Origin of the sequence: Streptomyces sp. Z423-1 (assembly GCF_013009255.1) — a bacterium.
Lineage (GTDB): Bacteria > Actinomycetota > Actinomycetes > Streptomycetales > Streptomycetaceae > Streptomyces > Streptomyces gossypiisoli.
In genome coordinates, this window is the sequence record NZ_CP053109.1 from 6755713 (window position 1) to 6774224 (window position 18512).

Here is an 18512-nt window from a genome sequence, read left to right on the forward strand (position 1 = left end):
CCGACCGACCCGAGGGCGGGGAATTATCTGGCCGCCAGCGGGGACATCTCGATGGCCGCCAGTGGGGCGAACTCCTGGCCGCCTACGGGGAGAACGGAATGGCCGTTGACACTCGGCGGGTGCCTCGGCCGGGCGGTCCTGCTCAGCGGGAGCCTGGTCCTGCTCAGCGGGAATCTGGAGCCGGCGAGGGAGGTCATGCCCAGCCAGGTGAGGGCCGAGATGACCACGACGACGGCCGCGAACGGGCTGACGAGGTGCCGCCAGCGGCCCTTGGAGTCCTTGGCGACGAACGCGACGTACGACATGAGCAGGCCGATGGGGGTCATCCAGGCGCTGCGCTCGGGGAACTGCTCGAAGTGCTGGATGCCGCCGCCGACCAAGCCGACACCGAAGGACAGCAACAGGGAGAACGCCACCAGCGAGACTGCCTGGCCCAGCTTCGGACGCTCGTCGGCCAGCACGAACTCGTTGACGATGGTGCCGAGGAGGAACACGAAGGCGCCGACGACGCAGATGATCGTGTACAGCGACGGATCGATCGGGTAGTGGACGACGGCGCCGGCGATGAGGGCGGCGCCCATGAAGTAGAGCATCTGGCCGCTGTAGCGAGCCGGGAGCGACTTCTTGTCGAAGGTGGGGCGGCGATGCTTCGAGGCGGAAGTCTGGTGGCGCTCGGGCTCGAGAACGGTCGTCATGCGGGTAAGGCCTTTCAGATCTTGGTAGGTGAGAGCAGGCAGAAGCGCGCCGACACCAGCGGTGCGGCGTCACGCTGGTCCGGCTCTCAGCAGCGCAGGATCGAAAGTTGGTGTATGCACGGTGGGTCGCCGCTGCGGCTGATCCAGGGATGCGTGGGTGCTGCCCATCGGCGGAGCGCGTAGAGGACGCGGTTGGAGCCCCCGTGTCTGAGGGTGAACGCGAGCAGGGCGGCGAATATGCACAGCAGCGCCAGGCAGCACTCTCCGGCTCCGCCGTGGTTGTAGGGGGCTTCGTCGTCCGGGCTGTCCGGGGTTTCGGTGGTGTCCCCGGGGGTGACGTCAGCGTGAGCGTGCTGAGTCTTCTCCCCTGCGTCGATGAGCGGGAACGCGGCGGCGTGCCCGCTGTGGACGTGCTGGTGTGAGACCAGGGCGTGCATCGCGAATACGGCAAGCACCATCACGAGGAGCGTTGCCCGCAGCAACGCTCCCGTGTGGTCGTCGCGACGGACCTGGCCTGAAATCACGCTGCACGACCATAGGCGGGCTTGGTGCCGAAATGGCCAGCGGGAGCGCGCCCACCCCGTACTGGGAGGAAGGCCACATCAGGCCTGCTGTCGGGGCTGTTGATGACCTTCGTCTGGGCGTAGAAGCAAGCGGAGGTCTCAGAGGCCGGCCGCCATCGCTGCGACGCGGTGACCACAGGGCTGACCACCGACTGCAACTCCGGCCCGGTCGAAGGAACGGTCAACCGGATCAAGTGATCGCTCCACCGGTGCCGGGAGCCGCAGCGGGTGTCCATCGCTGCAGCCCCCGGCCACGGGCGCCCCGACTCAGTGGGCGTGTCCGTCCTCCGCATGGCCGGCTCCTTCCTCGCCTGCGCCGGTTTCGGTGCTTTCGGCGCCGGGTGAGCCCTCGGGCACCGTCGTTCCGGCGTCCTCGGTGTGGCTGTCCTCCGTATGACCGTCGTCTGTCTTCGCCGTCTCCGTTTCGCTGGTGGTCTCCTCGCCGTGGCTGTGTCCACCACCGCCGGACTCGGCGGCCATGTCGGCGGCGATACCGCGCAGCCCGATGAAGGCGACCGCCGCGGTGACCAGCACCAGCAGCCCGGTCGGGCCGATGATGCTGCGCCAGCGCGCGGGGTCGTAGCGCAGCACGTACGCCACGAAGGACAGCGCCAGCCCGAACGGGATCAGCATCGCCGCCCGCTCGGGGAAGTCCTCGAAGTGCTGCATCCCGCCACTGAGCATGCCGATGCCGAACGACAGCGCCAGCGAGGCCAGCACGATCGCGACCACCTTCGAGGCGCTGGGCCGCTGCCGCTTGAGGAGGAATTCGTTCAGCAAGGTCGCACCCAGGAAGACAGCCGCGCCGACCAGCGCGATCACCGTGTACCGGTCCGGGTCCAGCGGATGGTGCACCACCGCGCCACTGATCAGACCAGCACCCACGAACGTCGTGGCATACCCCAGGTAGTCGCCGATCACCGGCGTCCGCTTCTTCGCCCGCCGACGTGCCCGGCGGCCACCGGTCGGGGGAGGGGCGTCGGATTCCGACGTCTGGTGCTGACGCGGGCTGGACTCCGAGACCGTAGGAGCTGGAGCGGGCTGGACATCCGGTCGGACATGGCCATGCGGCCGCTGCTGGCGTGGCGGGTGCGGCTGATACGAGGGCTGCTGCTGGTACTGCTGCGGGTGAGGGTGGCGTGCCTGCGGCTGGGCGGGCACGCCGACACGGTCGACGAGGTGGGGCTGAGTCACGAGGAGGGGCCTTTCGCGGGTCGGCCGGCACGCGGCAAGGCGTGCCCGGTCCGCCGAGGGCATGCGTGGCAGGGATGCGTCGGATCAGCGGCAGGAGTGCCCAGGCGTACGCCGCCCGGCCCGGACCGCGAAGGGTGCCGGACCCCGGGTGGTGCCTGATTGCGTCGTACGACGTCGCACGAGGAAGGACACGGCCTGCACGCCGTGTCGGCGGCCTAAATCCGCAGGACTGCCAGCTGCGCGATACCTGCGCCTCGCGAGAGACGTGGATCTGGTGGTCGGAACAGGCCGGACCGCGCGGCTCGCCTTCGCCTCCTGCGCAGGGGGAGCAGGGCGATGCGGCGACCGCGGAGTCGCCTACCGCCAATCGCCAGCAGAGCGCAGCAGCCGATGACAGCCGCGCAGAGGCCGAGATCCGTCGTGCCCTCGGTGCCGTGATGGTCTTGCTCGACGGACACCGTCGCGACGAGCGGGATCGCCTTACCTGGTGTGGTCGGCTCGGACTGAACCGCGTGAGCATGAGCGACGGTCTCGCGTTCGTGGCCGACGCCGGTGTCGCCTGCGTGGGCGAGGAGGTGCATCAGGCCGAGGGCGAGGAGCAGCAGCAGGAACAGGCGCCCGACGACGCCTCGCTCCGCCCTGGCCCTGTAGCTCATACGCTCCGTCATCTCGCCGTGGCGCCGATATGGCACCTTCCCTCTACTGTCGCGGCGCATCAATGTACCGGTGCTCGATGACCGGGCGGCAAGCTGTGCTGGTCCGGGTGGTGGTGAGTAGCCCTCGTCGTGCGACGCGGCTTGGGGTTGTCGCGAGGGAGCGCGCCGGGCTCTGGTATCGCCCGCCTGTGCTGATCGCGGAGCCCGCCTCGGCAACCGGGACACCTGCTCGCTGCCCCACGCGCCGTGGGGCAGGTCGCGCGGATTCCGGGCTGGACCTGGCCCCAGGTCAACGTGTCTCGGCTGATAGCTTGACCGCCACGATCTACTAGAGAACTTAGGTGCTTGGGATGTGTGGTGCGGCGCGGGCAGGCTGGGCCGCTCGCCTGGCGGCTGCGGCTCTGCTGGCCATGGCCGGACTGCTGTCGGCGACCCCGTCGGCGCAGGCGCACGCCGTGCTGCTGTTTGCCTCACCCGCCATCGAGGGCGCCGTGCCCGCTGCGCCCAAGGCGATTTCCCTCGTCTTCGACGAACCGGTTCAGCCGAGCGGGGCCAGGACTCTACGGGTATCAGCACCCGACGGGAAGCCCGTGACCCTCGGCGCGGTTGCCCGCAGCCAGGGCGGCAGGCAGCTGGCGGCGCCGGTTCGCTCCGCGATGAAGCCCGGTGTGTACGCGGTGGCCTGGCAGGCGGCAGCCGAAGACGGCGACGTGATGAGTGGTACATACCGCTTCGCGGTGGGCTCCGCCACGGCCGGACTGTCAGCCGGGGCATCCTCGGGCGGGCAGCAGGTTGCCGGGGCCCCGACGACCGCCGTGCTGCGCTGGGTGCTGTTCGCGGCTTTCGGGCTGACGCTGGGCGGGGTGGTCGGCGAGCGGATCGTCGCACGGCGGCAGGCCCCGGAAGGGGCTGTCGCTCCCCGGTCGTGGGCGCTGCCCGGTGCCGTAGCCGGCCTGGCGGCGTCGCTGGGGCTGGCGCTGCTCATCGCCGGGGGCGGCAGCCTGGTGCGGGGGCTCCTCTCCCCATCCGCCTCCGCTGTGTTCGGCGGTCGGCCGGGCATCCTGGCTCTGGTCGAGGTCGCGGGCTGGCTGGGCGCCCTGTTTGCGCTGCGACTCGGACGGTGGCGCCTGGCGGTCGGCGCGCTGTGCGGGGCGGTGGTGGCCGAGGGACTGCGGGCGCATCCGGCGGCTGAGTCCGCGGTGTGGGGACCGGCACTCACCACAGTCCACCTCGCAGCGGCGGCCGTGTGGATCGGTGCCCTCGTCCACGTGCTGCGCGTGGGGCGGACCTGGCGGTGGGCGCCGCCCGCACGGGCGGCTCTCGGCGCCTACGCCCGCCTCGCCCTCGCACTCGTCATCGTCGTGCTGGCGACCGGCGCGCTCTCCGGCCTGCTCCTGGTCTCCCCGCCGGAACTACTGGACACAGACTTCGGGCGGCTGCTCACGATCAAGCTCGCCCTGGTGGTCGGCGTGTGCGCACTGGCGTTGGCCGCCCGTCGGCGTCTGTCACGCACCGCCCCACACCTGCTGGCCCGGGTGGAGGCATCGGCGCTGGTGGCGGTGCTCGGCGCCACCGCGTGGCTCGGCGTGACCCAGCCGCCGCGGGACAAGAACGCCGCTCTGCCTTTCGCGCCGCTACCCAGCGGAAACGCCATCACCGTGGGCGGGCGGGCCGACCAGATCGGCATCGCCGCCACCGCCAGTCAAGGGCAGGTGGTGGTGCGGCTGACCGCTCCCGACACCGACCTCTCGGACGCCACCGAGCCGGGCCTCTTGTATGAAGCCGGACTGACCCTGACCACATCGGAGGGACGCAGTCGGCCGCTCGCCGCGCGCGGCTGCGGCGAGGGCTGCTTCTACGCCCCCGTGACCTGGCGCAAGGGCCTCAACCTGCTGTCCGTGCGGGTCGGCGCAGAAGGCTGGGGCGGGGGCCGGGACACACTGCGTGTGATGTGGCCCGTACGCCCGGACACGGACCTGCTCCCCCGCACGGTGAAGGCGATGCGTGCGGCCGGTACGTTCACGTTGCACGAGCAGGTGGCCAGCGACGCCGCTCGGGCCATGGCCGCCCCGACCCGGCTTGAGGTCACTGGTGGTCAGTTCGTGGACTCTGAGCCGTACGCCAGCGGCGCGGCGCCGCTCAGCTCCCGGTTCACCGATGCCGAAGGCAACACCGTGCTCGCGCTCGGCTACCCAGGCGAACGGCTCGCACTCGAACTTACGCTGGATGAGCAGGACCGCGTTACCCGGGAGACCCTGGTTGCTCCGAACCACTTCATCCGCCGCACCTTCACCTATCCCGAGCCGTAGACCGTCCGGGGCGGCGGCCGACCGGTAGTCGCGCTGGGTGGAGGACGGGGAGAAGACGACATGGCCAGGCCGTCACGCGCAGCCCCCGACAGTCCGGGCCCTCGATCACATCCCCGGGTCACATCGCGCAGAACCGCCGTTCCTGCCCAGACGGCGGAGCGAAGGACATCCCATGGCACCCGCCAACCCCAAGAAGCCAAAGGCGACACAGAAGGCGGCTCGGCGGGCCCGCATCGTCGAGGAGATGCGGCGCGCCGACCATGCCCGCGAGCGTCGCACCAGAATCATCACCATCGCCGTGGCCGTCGCGATCCTCGGCGGCATCGTCGGTGGCGGCTGGTATCTGCTCGACACGAATGAACAGAAAGAGCAGGAGCAGGCCGCCCCGGTTCAGAGCGAGCAGACCTGGTCGAAACTGGCCAGGAACCACGTCGACTATCCGATGAGCCCGGCCGCAGGCGGCGACCACGACGCCGTTTTCCAGAACTGCGACGGCAACGTGTACGACAAGGAGATACGCCAGGAGAACGCCGTGCACTCCCTGGAGCACGGAGCGGTGTGGATCACCTACAGCGACAAAGCCACTGACGCCGACGTGGCCTCCCTGAAGGAGAGGGTGTCCAAAACCCCGTACACACTGATGAGCCCCTACAAGGACCAGTCGGCACCGATCGCACTGACCGCGTGGGGCCACCAACTGAAGGTGGCCAAGGCATCCGACCTGCGGGTCGCCGAGTTCCTGGACAAGTACGTCCAGGGCGCGCAGACGCCCGAGCCGGGCGCCCCCTGCACCGGAGGGACGTCCTCATAGAGTCTCCGCACGACGACCGGGGACGCGACGTGGGTAAACGGCGGGCGCAGCCATCGTCCTGCGACGTCCGTTTCCGCAGGACGGTTTAGCCGTCTTCGCCGTCGCCTACAGGCGAGCCGGCGAGGACGGTTCCCATCCGCAGATTCCACCGCCGGGCCCGCCCGGTGAGCTGGACGGCGGCCAGGGGCGGTACGTCGATGCGCCAGAACGACGCGGGCGGGGCGTCAAGCGCATGGATCACCGCGGCACGCGCCACCGCCTGCTCGACCACGGCCACCACCCGCCCGGCATCGGCCGACAGCGCATCGAGCCAGTCGGCGACCCTGCGGCACACGTCGGCCACGGACTCGCCACCGTGCGGTGCGGCCTCTGGGTCGCTCAGCCAGGCGGTGAACCCGGCGGCGTCCGCGGTGGCGAGTTCCTCCGGCGTACGGCCGTACCAGCGGCCCATGTCCACGTCCCGCAGCGCCGGTTCGGTGATGGCGGAGTCCCATCCCAGCGCCTCGGCGGTCTGGCGGCACCGCTGCGAGGGCGCGGCGTATCGGACGGTCGCTGTGGGCAGGGATCCAGCGGCTGTGCGCGCCTGCCGCAGTGCCCGCTCGTCGAGCGGGGTGTCGGCGAAGCGCACCTCGCGCGCGGTGGGCGCGGCGGCGCACAACAGCGTGAGCCGGATTGTCATGAGAGCCCCCTTCACCGGGTCCGCACCGGCCGGCCCATGGTAGGTGGCGCACGCCATGTTGGCTGATTGTCGCCGTGCCCCTACGATCTGGGCGACAAGGACGACGGCGCCTCGGAAGTCCGGTGCAAGCCCGGCACGGTCGCGCCACTGTGTGCCGCAGGCTCCTGCCCCCAAGGGGGTGCAGGGGGATGGCGGTGAGTCAGACCCGATGCCGTCGTCGAGTGCTCCACATGACACGGGACGCGTGTTCCCGAGGAGGTCTCGCCATGGCGCAGTCCACTGCCGCCCCTGCCCCCGCCGCCCTGCCCGTCACAGCCCCGCTGCCCGTTCGAGCCATCCTGCCCTGGGCCGTGTTCTTCGGCCTCCTGATGCTCGTCCTGCTCTACTTCGTCGGCGCCGAGCAGGGCGCCTTCGCCGTCTTCTCCGGAGAGGGCGTCCACGAGTGGGTGCACGACGGCCGTCACCTGCTCGGCTTCCCCTGCCACTGACGGGGAGCGGACACCCATGAACTCCGCCATTGTGCGTGCCCTGTTGGTGCGCGGCATGCTCGCGGGCCTCGGCGCCGGCATGCTGGCCTTCGCCTTCGCGTACTTCGTCGGCGAGGGGTCGGTCGACGCGGCGATCGCGTTCGAGGAGGCGAACTCTCACCACGCCGCCGGCGGGGAGGAGCTGGTCAGCCGGTCGGTGCAGTCGACCGCGGGGCTGGCCACCGGCGTCCTCGTCTTCGGCGTGGCCGTCGGCGGCATCGCCGCCCTCGCGTTCTGCTTCGCGCTGGGCCGGATCGGCCGGTTCGGCGCCCGGGCCACGGCCGCCCTGACCGCACTCGCCGCGTTCCTCACCGTCTACCTGGTGCCCACCCTGAAGTACCCGGCGAACCCGCCCGCTGTCGGTGACCCCGACACCCTCGACCAGCGGACCGCCCTGTACTTCCTGATGATCGCGCTGAGCGTCCTGCTCGGCATCGCGGCCGTGCTGCTGGGTCGCCGCCTCGCCCCCGGCTGGGGCAACTGGAACGCCTCCATAGCCGCCGGGCTGGCCTTCGTGGCGGCCGTGACGGTCGCGATGGTGTTCCTGCCGTCTGGGGACAACGTGCCCAACGGCTTCCCGGCCACGGATCTGTGGGAGTTCCGCATGGCCTCCCTCGGCGTTCAGGCCCTGCTCTGGGCGGCCTTCGGCCTGCTCTTCGGTTACCTAGCCGAGCGTTTCCTGGAGCCGAGGCCCACCGCCCCGGCTGGCCGGGGCGCGGAGCTGTCCGCACCGGCTGCCTGACGACGCAGCGCCGTACGGCACTGCGGCTGGACCCGCCGGGGGCGCGCCCGGCGGGTCCAGCCGTCTTCCAGGACCGAGGGGCGAAGCGGCCTTGGCCCCGGCCGCGCGGTTTCGACCGGGTGACCGCAGCAGTTCAGCGAAGCGTGCGCGCGGCGTCGCCGCACGCGCAGGGCTTTCGCGCCGGGACGGCTCCGGGATCCGCGAGCCGGGAAGCCGCGGCATGGAGAAGCGCCGCGGCCGTGAGCCTGACGACAGGATGACCGACTGCCCGGCGCAGCAGTTCTGCCTGCCGGTTCACTGCCTCTCGCCACCCACGAGCTCGTAGCCGGCCTCGTCGACCGCGGCGGCGACGGCGCTGGGATCCAGCGGCTGCTCGCTCGTCACCGTGACCTGGCCCGACGGCAGATCCACCTGGACGTCCTCGACTCCGGGGAGGCCGCTGAGTTCGGAGCTCACGGCCTGGACGCAGTGAGCGCATGTCATGCCCTTGACGCCGTACACCTTCTGCACCATGTGCTTGCTCCTTCCCAATCGGGACCCCATGATACCCCCAGGGGGTAATTTCCTCCTGAGGTGGGAGTGTTCCTGGGGACTTCCCACCACTAAGGTCCTTAGTTGCGCGGTGGCTCACCGTATGACGCCGAGAACGGAGGTCGGGCGGGATGGACGCATGGCAGCCGATGCTGGTCCTTCTCGGTGTAGTCGTTGCCGGGCTGGCTCTCCTCTACGGACTGGGCCTGTGGCTGGCGGCAGGGCGGACGCCCCTCGAAACCGGTCCTTTCGCCGGGGGTCTCAAGCCGGGCGAGCACGCTGTGTCCCGGTTCCATGTGCGCTGGTACGCGGTCACCATGATCTTCCTGGCCTTCGACATGGAGATGCTCTTCATGTACCCGTGGGTGAAGGTCGTCTCGGAGGTGGGCACCACGGCCGTCGTGGAGATGTTCCTCTTCCTGGGGATCCTGTTCGCCGCGGTGGCGTACGCCTGGCGCGAGGGAGCCCTGCGATGGACCTGAGAGACCTTCTGCGGCGTACGGCGATGCAGCGCCCGGCGGTGCTGGCGGTCGCGCTACCTGGAGCGACGGACATCCGGCTGGAGGTGGAGGCAGAGGTACGTCGGCGGGGGTGGCCGGTGGCGGGCGCCCCGGCCGACGCCGACCTGCTGGTCGTCTGCGGCACCCCGGAGCCGCGGGACGCGGAGTGGCTGGACGGCATCGAGCGATCGATGCCGGAGCCGGCCGTGCGAACCGTGATCGAAGAGACCGGTCATGCCGCCCATGCGCTCGAGATGGCGCGGAGGGATCTGACCGACAGATCGGTCACTCCACGACAGGCCAACGGAGACGATCAGCAGGAGGCTGCGGCGGGCGACCCTGGCGATCGTGCGCAAGGGGAGCACCGCGGGCACGGTGATGATCACGGCCACGGCGCGCACCACGGCAGCTCGCCGCCTCCAGTACCCGACGATCAAGGCCATCCGCACCACTCCATGGGCCACGGCCACGACGACCATGCGGCGCACCCAGGCCATGAGGGTCACGAGAACCACCGGCCCGACGACCATGCCCCGCACATGGACCACATGGAGCACGAAAGCCATTCCGGCCATATGGGCCACATGGGCCACGACATGCACGCGATGGGCGAGGTGGCAGGCCTGCCGATGGCCGAACGGGGTGACGACCGGGACGAGCTGAGGCTCGATCAGCTGCATGTACCGATCGGCCCCGGCCTGGTCGACTGGCCAACGGGGCTCGTTCTCCGACTCACTCTGCAAGGAGACGTCGTGCAGGACGTCGAGGTCGATCATCTCGCCGTACCGTCCGGCCATCGCCTGCCCTTCTGGGACGAGCCGTGGCTGCGGGCGGCGCAGGGCGAGGAGGTCACCAGGGGAAGTGCGGCGCGTCGGCGCTGTGCCGCGCATCTGGACAGTGTGGGGCGGCTGCTCTTTGTCGTCGGTCTGGACGATGTCGCAGGGCGGTGCCGTCGGCTGCGGGACGAGTTGCTGTCGGGAGCGCCGCGTGAGGGGATGGGAGGCGAACTGGGCGGGGTACTGCGCAGAGTGCGGCGGTCACGCACCCTGCGTTGGTCGATCGCCGGGCTGGGGAAGTTGTCGTCCTCCAGAGCGGTCGAGGCAGGAGTGACCGGGCCGGCCCTCGTTGCGGACGGGGACGCGTACGACCGACTGCGAATCTGGCTGGACGAGATCGAGCGCGGCCTCGAAGTGCTCGGCGACAAACGGCCGTTGACGCCGGACGAGCTCACCGGCCCGCGCGGACGCCTGGACGGAGCGCAGCCGCCGTCGCAGGCGCTGCTCGACGTCCTTCCGGAGTTGCTGACCGGCGCGGAGTTCGCTTGCACGCGGATCATTGTGGCGAGCCTGGACCCCGACATCGAGGAACTTGCGCTCGCGCCCTTGCCGGGAGCGGCCCATGCCTGATGCAGCGCCGCTGTGGGCGACCGTCGTCCTTCCTGTCGCCCTGGCCGTGGCCGCCGTGATCACGGCTGGGTTCGACGCGGTGCTGACCGGGGCGGCCGAGCGCGGTCCCGCCGGTGTCCGGGAGGCGGGGCTGCGGGCGCTGGCTCCGTTACGCGAGGCTCTGCGGCTGCTCGTTCAGCAGCCGCGCCGTACGACGGCCGCCGACCGGCTTCTGGGAAGGCTGGGCGTGGTGCTGGTCCCGGTGGCGGCGGTGCTCGCGGGTGCCGTACTGCCGTGGGGCTTCCGTGCCGTGAGTGATCCGTCCGTCGGCGTCGTGTGGTTCAACGCGATGGAGGCGCTGGCCTGGGCGGCGGTCTGGTTGGCGGGATGGGGGCCGAACTCGGCGCTGTCGCTGATCGGCGGCTACCGGTTTCTGGCCCAAGGGCTGGCGTACGAACTGCCGCACATGTTCGCGATCACCACCGCCGCGCTGGGGGCCGAGTCGCTCCGGGTGGGTGACGTGGTCGCGGCTCAGGACGGGCTGTGGTTCGTGGTGTGGATGCCGGCCGCGTTCGTCGTCTATCTGCTGAGTGCGCTCGCGATGGCCTTCTGGGGGCCGTTCGCGCACCCGCTCACGCGGGATGCGGCCGGGGGTGCCGCCGTCGAACTGGCGGGCGTGGACCGGCTGGTGTTGCTGGGCGGCCGGTGGATGCTGCTCGTGGTGACCGCCGGCTTCAGCGTGCCGCTGTTCCTCGGCGGCGGGCACGGCCCGTTGCTGCCGGGCTGGGCCTGGACGTTGCTCAAGACCGCGGCGGTGCTGGCGCTGCTGGTGGCCGGGCGCAGGCTGCTGCCCGTGCTGCGGATGGAGCGGTACATGGAGCTGGCGTGGATGGTGCTGGTGCCGCTGACGTTGCTTCAGGCCCTGTTCGTGGCCGTCGTCGTCCTGAACCGATGAGGAGGTGATGCCCGTGCTGGACGACGTGGTCTTCTGGGTGCTGGCTCTGCTGGCGGTGGCCAGTGGGGTCATGGTGTTCCGGTTCGACTCCATGGCCCGGGCGACGTACGCGCTGCTCACCTCTCTGCTGTGCGTCGGCGGTGAAGTGCTGCTGCTCGGGCTGGACTACCTCGGGGTCGTGATCGTGCTGATGATGACCATCGAGATGGCCATCATGGCCGTGTTCATGGTGATGTACATGATGAACCCGGCCGGGCTCATGCCGATGACCATGGTGCACAACACGAAGGGCGCGGCCGTGATCTGCGCGGCGGTCTTCGCCGTCCTCGCCGCCGGGATCCTGCTCGCGCCGTGGCCGTCCCGGCGCGGCAGGCCGTCGGCCGATCCGACCATGGACCTGGGCCTGTCGCTGATGGGGCCGCAGATGCTCACCATGATGACCCTGGGCCTCGCCCTGTTCGCCACCATCGTCGCGACCGTCGTCCTGGCCACGCGCCGGGGCCGCTACGACCGCTTCGGCGACGACCTCAAGGCACGTACCGCCGACGACCCGGTACGGGGAGGGATGGGCCGATGAGCCTGGAACTCTTTCTGCTGCTCGCAGCGGCTCTCTTCAGCATCGGCCTGTTCGGCGCGCTCACCCAGCAGTCGATCGTGATGCTGATGATGGGGCTGGAACTGATGCTGGGCGGCGTCATCGTCGGCGCGGCGTCCGGGTGGCACTACATCGCCCCGGCGGCGGCCGACGGGCAGGTTCTGGTCGTCCTGGCGGTCACGGTCATGGCGGTGGAGATGGCCATTGGGTTCGCCGTCGTCACCGCGCTGTTCCGAACCCGCGAGGTCGACGTGACCGACATGGCGGCGGAGTTGAAGGAGTGAGCGCGCTGCTGTGGGCGCTCGTCGCGCTGCCGCTGACCGTAGGGACGCTCCTCGCGGTCGTCGGACGCCCGGCGGACCGGTACGCCCCTGCGGTCGCGGTCGGCACGGCCGTCGCCGCGCTCGGCCTCGCCGTCGCGGTGGCGTTCGAGCACCCGCGGGTCGAGGCGCCGCTGCTTGAAGGGCTTCCCGCCGGGCTCGCGGTCGACGGGCTGTCGGGCCTCATGGTCGTGACCGTCACGGCGGTGACCGCGGCCGTCCTCCTGTTCAGCGTCGCGGACATCGGACCGGGCGAGGCGCGCGCCCGCTTCTTCGGGCTGATGCTGATGTTCGGCGGCGCGATGCTGACGACGGTCACCGCGACCACGCTGCCGGTCCTGCTGATGGCGTGGGAGGTGATGGGCGCCACCTCCTGGGCGCTGATCGGCTACTGGTGGCGCGACCCCGAGCGCGGCGATGCCGCCAATACGGCCTTCCTCACCACCCGCGCCGCTGACCTCGGCCTCTACCTCGCCGCCGGGGCGGCACTGGCAAGCGGGCAGGTCGGCTCCCTCGCCCTCGACGAGCTCCCGGACGCGACCGGCGCGTGGTCGGCGGTCATCACCGCTGGCGTCATCGCGGCCGCGTTCGGCAAGTCGGCCCAACTGCCGTTCAGCTTCTGGCTGTCCCGGGCCATGCAGGGCCCGAGTCCCGTCTCCGCCCTGCTGCACTCGGCGACCATGGTGGTGGCCGGGGCGTATCTGCTGCTGCGCCTGGAGCCGCTGCTCGCGCAGTCCGGCTGGGGCGGGCCCGTCGTGGCGTGGACGGGTGCGGTGACGGCGGTGGTGCTCGGCCTGGTCGCCGTGGCGCAGACCGACCTCAAACAGCTGCTCGCCGCCTCGACCTGCGCACAGATCGGCTTTATGGTGCTCGCCGCCGGGGCCGGAGCGGTCACCGGCGGAACCCTGCAGCTCATCGCGCACGCCGGCGCGAAGAGCCTGGCCTTCCTCGTCGCGGGCGCCTGGCTGACCACCCTCGGCACCAAGGCCCTGCCCGCCCTGCGCGGCGCGGCCCGGCGGCATCGTACGGCCGGGATCCCCTTCAGCATTGCGGCCCTGGCCCTGGCCGGGGTCCCGCCCTTGGCGTTGTGGGCGGCGAAGGACGTACTCCTCGCCGGCGCCCTTGAAGACAACGCGGCGCTGTACGTCGTCGGGCTGGCCGCTGCGGTGATCTCCGCGGTCTACAGCGCCAAGGCCCTCTGGTTCGTCTGGCAGCCCGCTCCCGTACCGGACGACAGTGAGGAGCCGCTGCCGTATGCGACCCGGCTGCCGGTGGTCACCCTGGCCGTCGCTTGCGCCGCCCTGACTGTCACGTCCTTCCCGCCTGTACGGGACGCGGTCGAGCGGGTGCTCGGCGGCGAGGGACAACCGGACCCGGAGCCCTGGGAGTTGGTTTTGTCCGGCGCGCTCGCGCTAGCCGTCTCCGCTTTGGTCTGGATGCGTGGACCCCAACTCCTCGCCCTCCCGGGCCGGATCACTGCCTGGGCGTCCGACTGGCTGCGCCTGGAGAACGCGGCACGAACCCTCCTCGTAGGCCCGGTCATGCGCCTCGCCGACGCCCTCTCCGCCTTCGACGACCGGGTGCTGGACCGCGCCGTCGAGGGCACGGCCCGCGGCTCGGTCCGGCTGGCACAGTGGACCAACGCCCAGGCCGAGCGGCTCGTCGACGCCACGGTGGAGGGCGTGGCGGGCGGTGCCCGCGCCCTCGGTCGCTGGGCCCGCCGGCCGCAGACCGGGCAACTGCACCAGTACCTCGCTCAGGCGGTCGCCGCCTTCACCGTCCTCGCCGTCGTCCTCGTCCTCGTGAGGTGACCGCCGTGCTCACGGCCATCGTCCTGCTCCCGACCGCCATGGCGGCCCTCCTGCTGTGCGTGCCGCGCAGCGCGCCCCGAGTGCTGTTCCTGACGGCCTGGGTGGCGACCGCCGCAGCCGACCTGGTCCTGACGGTGATCGTCTGGGCGGGCTATGACCACGGCGGAGGGATGCAGTACGAGACCCGGGCCCGCTGGATCCCCAGCGCGGGCATCAGCTACCACGTCGGTGTCGACGGCCTGTCTCTGCCCTTGGTGGCCGTCACCTGCGTGCTGTTCCTCGCCTGCGCCGTGTACGCGTGGCGCGAGACCCGGCGGCCCAGGGAGTTCGCGGCCCTGTTCCTGTTCCTCCAGACCACGTGCCTTGGCCTGTTCGTCGCCCTGGACCTGATCCTCTTCTTCGTCTTCTTCGACCTGTCCATCGTGGCGATGTACTTCATCATCGCCGGGTGGGGACACAAGGGGGCAGCCCGCGCCGCGCTGAAGTTCTTCCTCTACACCTTCATCGGCTCCCTCGCCCTGCTGCTCGGCTTCATCGGCCTGTACCTGGCCGCCGAACCCCACACCTTTGACATCGTCGAGCTGACCGACGCCAACCCACTGGCCGGACGCGCGACATACGGCGCCCTCGTCCTCCTCGCCATCGCCGTCGGACTGGCGGTCAAGACTCCGACCGTGCCCTTCCACACCTGGCTGCCGCCCGCCCACACCGACGCCCCGGCCGCCGGGTCCGCGATCCTCGCCGGCGTGCTGCTGAAGATGGGCACCTACGGCTTCCTGCGCATCGCCATGCCCGTCCTGCCCGACGCCTGGCGCGACTACGCCCTCGTGTTCGTCGTCATCGGCGTGGTCTCCGTGCTGTACGGCGCGCTGGTCGCCCTCGCCCAGACCGACTTCAAACGGATGGTCGCCTACACCTCCGTCAACCACATGGGCTACATCATCCTTGCCATCGGCGCGGCCGGGGCCGTCGGCGCCGGGCAGGAGGAGGCCCGCCGACTCGCCGTCACCGGGTCCGTCTTTCAGATGGTCAGCCACGGCCTGCTGACCGGGGCGCTGTTCCTGCTGTCCGGCGTGCTGTACGAGCGCGGACGTACGTACGAGATGTCCGCGTACTCCGGTGTCGCCGGGCGGGCACCCGTCTTCGCCGCACTGACCGGCGTCGCCGCCTTCGCCTCCCTCGGGCTGCCTGGCTTCTCCGGCTTCATCGCCGAGTTCCAGATCCTCACCGGGAGCCTGGGGCCGGAGCCGGTCGCCACCGCCCTGGCCGTACTCGGGATCCTGCTCACCGCGGGCCTGTTCCTGCGCGCCCTGCAACAGGTCTTCCTCGGCCCGCTGCGGCTGCCGGTCGCCGCGCCCGGCGCCGACCGGCCGTTCCCCGACATCCGCGTCCACGAAGGGCTCGCGATCATCCCGCTGCTAGCCCTCGGCGTCGTCCTCGGCCTCGCTCCCCGGTTCGTCCTCGACGTCATCGAACCCGCTTCGCGCACCGTGCTGGAGCTGCTTGCGCGATGAACGAGATGACCGGGATGAACGAGAACCCCCTCGACCTCCTGCCCGAGGTCCTGCTCGCCGCCTCCGCCGTGCTCGGTCTACTGCTCGGGGCGTGGCTGCCGCGCCGCCGCCAGTGGCTGACCGGAGCTCTGGCGGGCGCGGCCTGCACCGGGGGGATCGTGGCCGCCGCGATGGCCGCGGCCACGCCCGTGGAGACGGCTTTTGGCGAGTCCTTCGCCCTGGACACGCTCACGGCCACCAGCAGGATCGTCATCCTCGGCGCGACGCTGCTGGTCCTCGCGCTCGCCATGCCGCGCCTGTACGCCGACCCGCGCGAGACGGAGTTCTACGTCCTGCTCCAGCTCGCCTCCGCCGGCGCCCTGATGCTGGCCGGAGCCCAGGACCTGCTGCTCCTCGCCGCCGGTTACTTGCTGGCCAGCGTGCCCGCCTACGCGCTCGCCGGTTTCCGCAAGGACGGCCCCGGCACCGAGGCGGCCCTGAAGTTCTACGTCGTCGGCGCGCTACTCGGCGTCGTGATGCTCACCGGTATCACCGTCCTCCTCGCCGCCGGGCGGGCAACGGCGTACCCCATGCTGCGCACTGAACTCGCCGAGGCCCCGGCGGGACTGGTGGCGGTCGGCACGCTCGCCCTGCTCGCCGGTGTTCTGTTCAAGGCCGGAGGTGTGCCCGGCCACTTCTGGGTGCCGGACGCTGTCCAGGGCAGCTCAGCACCCGTGGCCGCCTTCCTCACGACGATCCCCAAGATCGGCGCCCTGGCGGCGTTCTACCGGCTCGCCGCCGTGCCGCTTGCGGACGCCGACCTGCCGTGGGCCGACCTGGTGGCCGTGCTCTCGGTCGCCTCGATGACGTTGGGCAACCTGGCGGCCTTCTTCCAGCAGGACGTCAAACGGCTCCTCGCGTATTCCACCATCAGCCAGGTCGGCTATCTCCTGCTCCCGGTGGCCGTTGCCGGACGCACCGGCCTCGATCAGGAGGCGCTGCTGTACTACCTGGCCGGGTACGCGCTGACCAACCTGGGAGCCTTCGCCGTCGTCTGCGCGCTCCCCGGAGCCCACACCATCGCCGACTACCGGGGCCTGGCGCGCACGCACCCGGCCCTGCTGGCCTCGCTCGTCGTCTGCCTGCTGGGCCTGGTGGGTACGCCCCCGACTGCCGTCTTCCTCGGCAAGCTGGAAGCCTTCAGTGCGGCCTTCGATGGTGGCTACGCATGGCTGGCGGTCGTCGCGGCCGTCAACACGGTGGCTTCCCTTTTTTACTACCTGCGCTGGATTGCCCCAGCGTTTCTCGCAGGTGGCCCCGTGAGTGATCCGGGTGCGACGTCAAGATCAGCTGCCGTCGTCGCCTACGGGGCGGCGACCGGATCCGTCGTACTCGGAGTGCTCGGGGGGACCGTCCTGGACGTGCTGGGCGGACCGCTCGCGCGCTGACGGGCCCGTTGCGCGTCATCGCTGCTGAGCAGGGGTACGCGCATGTTGTCATCCGGGCTGGTGAGGCGACATGGCTGCGATGGTGGCGACACTGATCGGCGGGCTGATCCTCTTGGCAGTGTTCTACGAGACGGCACGGCTGGTGACGCCTGGGGAATCGCGGTGTCCTCCCCTGGCGAGGCTGCGGGGGCGGCGGGCCGCTCTGGCCGCCGCGGAGCAGTGGCTCGTCGGTCTGCGGATGCATGGCCGCGTCGATGCCGCCGAGTACCAAAAGAGGATGGGAGCCTTGGCGCACGGAGATCGCGTCCCGGAGAGGGATGGCCGATGGGCGTGAGCCTGCCGGGGCCCAGCCGCTAGGTCGCGGTTCTAGGAACCGGCTTAGGGGTCCTTGCAGAAAGATCTTCTTGTGGCACGGTGGACATGGACGTGATCCCGTGCTTTGTGGGGGTGACCATGACGCGGCGGAAGCCGTGGGAGGTCAGCGACGAACTGTGGGCGGTGATCGAGCCGCTGCTGCCGAAGCATGAGCGGCGGTTCCGGTACCCGGGGCGCAAGCGCATCGATGACCGCAAGACGCTCCAGGGCGTGCTGTTCGTCCTGTACACCGGTATCCAATGGGAGTACTTGCCGCAGGAGTTGGGGTTCGGCTCGGGTCCTACCTGCTGGCGTCGGCTGGCCGAATGGCAGGAGGCCGGAGTGTGGGAGAAACTCCAGCGGGTGCTGCTGGACCGGCTGCGGGCGGCGGACCGCCTGGACTTCTCCCGCGTCACCGTTGACGCCTCGCACGTGCCGGCCAAGCGGGGGCGAAGCAGCCCAAAAGTCGGCCCGAGTCCGGTTGACCGTGCACGGCCGGGCTCGAAGCACCACGTGCTGACCGACGCGCACGGCACCCCGCTGCGGGTATCGCACACCGGCGGACACCGCAACGACATCACGCAGCTCCTGCCGCTGGTCGACGGCGTGCCGCCGGTGCGGGGCAAGCGGGGCCGGCCCCGGCGCAAGCCCCGCGCGCTGTATGCCGACCGTGGCTACGACCACGACAGCTACCGCCGCCGTCTACGCGAGCGCGGCATCGTCCCGAAGATCGCCCGGCGCGGACAGCCACACGGCTCGGGCCTGGGCCGTGCGCGATGGGTTGCCGAGTCCGCCATCGCCTGGCTCCACGGCCCTCGCCGCTTACGGACCCGCTGGGAAACCCGAGACGACATGCATGACGCCTTCCTTCAGCTCGCACACTGCATGACCCTCGCCCGCAAGCATCCGGCTTTCTGAAAGGACCCCTAAGACCGCTGGGCGCG

General features: G+C 70.8%; 19 protein-coding genes and 1 riboswitch. Of the genes, 13 read left to right on the plus strand and 6 right to left on the minus strand.

What is annotated here, in order from left to right; all coding sequences use genetic code 11:
* Positions 1-23: 23 nt before the first annotated feature.
* From HJD23_RS30295 to HJD23_RS30310, 4 genes are all read right to left on the minus strand, one after another.
* Positions 24-695, minus strand: coding sequence for a DUF3784 domain-containing protein (locus HJD23_RS30295; protein ID WP_171110561.1), 672 nt, complete (start codon positions 693-695; stop codon positions 24-26).
* Between the two features lie 86 nt (positions 696-781).
* Positions 782-1153 (minus strand): hypothetical protein, encoded by a 372-nt coding sequence (locus HJD23_RS30300; protein ID WP_171110562.1) that lies wholly within the window; start codon positions 1151-1153, stop codon positions 782-784.
* Between the two features lie 372 nt (positions 1154-1525).
* A complete protein-coding gene (locus HJD23_RS30305) occupies positions 1526-2179 on the minus strand; it encodes a hypothetical protein (protein ID WP_171110563.1) in 654 nt (217 codons plus the stop codon).
* A 488-nt stretch (positions 2180-2667) separates the two neighbouring features.
* On the minus strand, positions 2668-3108 hold the full coding sequence (locus tag HJD23_RS30310) for a hypothetical protein (protein WP_171110564.1): 441 nt from the start codon (positions 3106-3108) through the stop codon (positions 2668-2670).
* Positions 3109-3518: 410 nt separating this feature from the next.
* Here HJD23_RS30310 and HJD23_RS30315 point away from each other — a divergent pair, with 410 nt between their 5' ends.
* Both HJD23_RS30315 and HJD23_RS30320 read left to right on the plus strand, forming a co-directional pair.
* Positions 3519-5417 carry a copper resistance protein CopC gene (locus tag HJD23_RS30315; RefSeq protein WP_171110565.1) on the plus strand — a complete coding sequence of 633 codons (1899 nt, stop codon included), beginning with the start codon at positions 3519-3521 and terminating at the stop codon, positions 5415-5417.
* 172 nt (positions 5418-5589) lie between these two features.
* Complete coding sequence (locus HJD23_RS30320; RefSeq protein WP_171110566.1) at positions 5590-6228, plus strand: DUF3105 domain-containing protein; 639 nt, start codon at positions 5590-5592, stop codon at positions 6226-6228.
* 85 nt (positions 6229-6313) lie between these two features.
* On the opposite strand, the gene HJD23_RS30325 is transcribed toward HJD23_RS30320, so the two are convergent.
* On the minus strand, positions 6314-6907 hold the full coding sequence (locus tag HJD23_RS30325; protein ID WP_171110567.1) for a histidine phosphatase family protein: 594 nt from the start codon (positions 6905-6907) through the stop codon (positions 6314-6316).
* Between the two features lie 113 nt (positions 6908-7020).
* A riboswitch (cobalamin riboswitch) is annotated at positions 7021-7112 on the plus strand.
* A 61-nt stretch (positions 7113-7173) separates the two neighbouring features.
* On the opposite strand from HJD23_RS30325, the gene HJD23_RS30330 reads away from it, so the two are divergent.
* A complete protein-coding gene (locus tag HJD23_RS30330; RefSeq protein WP_171110568.1) occupies positions 7174-7395 on the plus strand; it encodes a CbtB-domain containing protein in 222 nt (73 codons plus the stop codon).
* 16 nt (positions 7396-7411) lie between these two features.
* A complete protein-coding gene (locus tag HJD23_RS30335) occupies positions 7412-8176 on the plus strand; it encodes a CbtA family protein (protein WP_171110569.1) in 765 nt (254 codons plus the stop codon).
* A gap of 294 nt (positions 8177-8470) precedes the next feature.
* On the opposite strand, the gene HJD23_RS30340 is transcribed toward HJD23_RS30335, so the two are convergent.
* Positions 8471-8689 carry a heavy-metal-associated domain-containing protein gene (locus tag HJD23_RS30340; protein ID WP_171110570.1) on the minus strand — a complete coding sequence of 73 codons (219 nt, stop codon included), beginning with the start codon at positions 8687-8689 and terminating at the stop codon, positions 8471-8473.
* A gap of 149 nt (positions 8690-8838) precedes the next feature.
* Between HJD23_RS30340 and HJD23_RS30345 the strand changes: the two genes are divergently transcribed.
* The 9 genes from HJD23_RS30345 to HJD23_RS30385 all read left to right on the plus strand — a co-directional run bounded on the left by HJD23_RS30345 (position 8839) and on the right by HJD23_RS30385 (position 18486).
* Entirely contained in the window at positions 8839-9189 is a 351-nt protein-coding gene (locus tag HJD23_RS30345) for an NADH-quinone oxidoreductase subunit A (protein WP_232107730.1), read from the plus strand.
* Complete coding sequence (locus tag HJD23_RS30350) at positions 9180-10613, plus strand: hypothetical protein (RefSeq protein WP_171110571.1); 1434 nt, start codon at positions 9180-9182, stop codon at positions 10611-10613. Before HJD23_RS30345 ends, HJD23_RS30350 begins: the two co-directional genes overlap by 10 nt.
* Positions 10606-11547 carry an NADH-quinone oxidoreductase subunit H gene (locus tag HJD23_RS30355; RefSeq protein ID WP_171110572.1) on the plus strand — a complete coding sequence of 314 codons (942 nt, stop codon included), beginning with the start codon at positions 10606-10608 and terminating at the stop codon, positions 11545-11547. Before HJD23_RS30350 ends, HJD23_RS30355 begins: the two co-directional genes overlap by 8 nt.
* Before the next feature lie 7 nt (positions 11548-11554).
* Entirely contained in the window at positions 11555-12124 is a 570-nt protein-coding gene (locus tag HJD23_RS30360) for an NADH-quinone oxidoreductase subunit J (RefSeq protein ID WP_171110573.1), read from the plus strand.
* A complete protein-coding gene (nuoK, locus tag HJD23_RS30365) occupies positions 12121-12426 on the plus strand; it encodes an NADH-quinone oxidoreductase subunit NuoK (RefSeq protein WP_171110574.1) in 306 nt (101 codons plus the stop codon). The genes HJD23_RS30360 and nuoK overlap by 4 nt, the downstream gene beginning before the upstream one ends.
* Positions 12423-14273, plus strand: a complete 1851-nt coding sequence (locus HJD23_RS30370) for a proton-conducting transporter membrane subunit (protein ID WP_171110575.1) — start codon at positions 12423-12425, stop codon at positions 14271-14273. Before nuoK ends, HJD23_RS30370 begins: the two co-directional genes overlap by 4 nt.
* 5 nt (positions 14274-14278) lie before the next feature.
* Positions 14279-15787, plus strand: a complete 1509-nt coding sequence (locus HJD23_RS30375) for an NADH-quinone oxidoreductase subunit M (protein ID WP_171111788.1) — start codon at positions 14279-14281, stop codon at positions 15785-15787.
* Positions 15788-15792: 5 nt separating this feature from the next.
* Positions 15793-17214, plus strand: coding sequence for an NADH-quinone oxidoreductase subunit N (locus tag HJD23_RS30380; RefSeq protein ID WP_171111790.1), 1422 nt, complete (start codon positions 15793-15795; stop codon positions 17212-17214).
* 453 nt (positions 17215-17667) lie between these two features.
* On the plus strand, positions 17668-18486 hold the full coding sequence (locus HJD23_RS30385; RefSeq protein ID WP_171133996.1) for an IS5 family transposase: 819 nt from the start codon (positions 17668-17670) through the stop codon (positions 18484-18486).
* Positions 18487-18512: the final 26 nt, after the last annotated feature.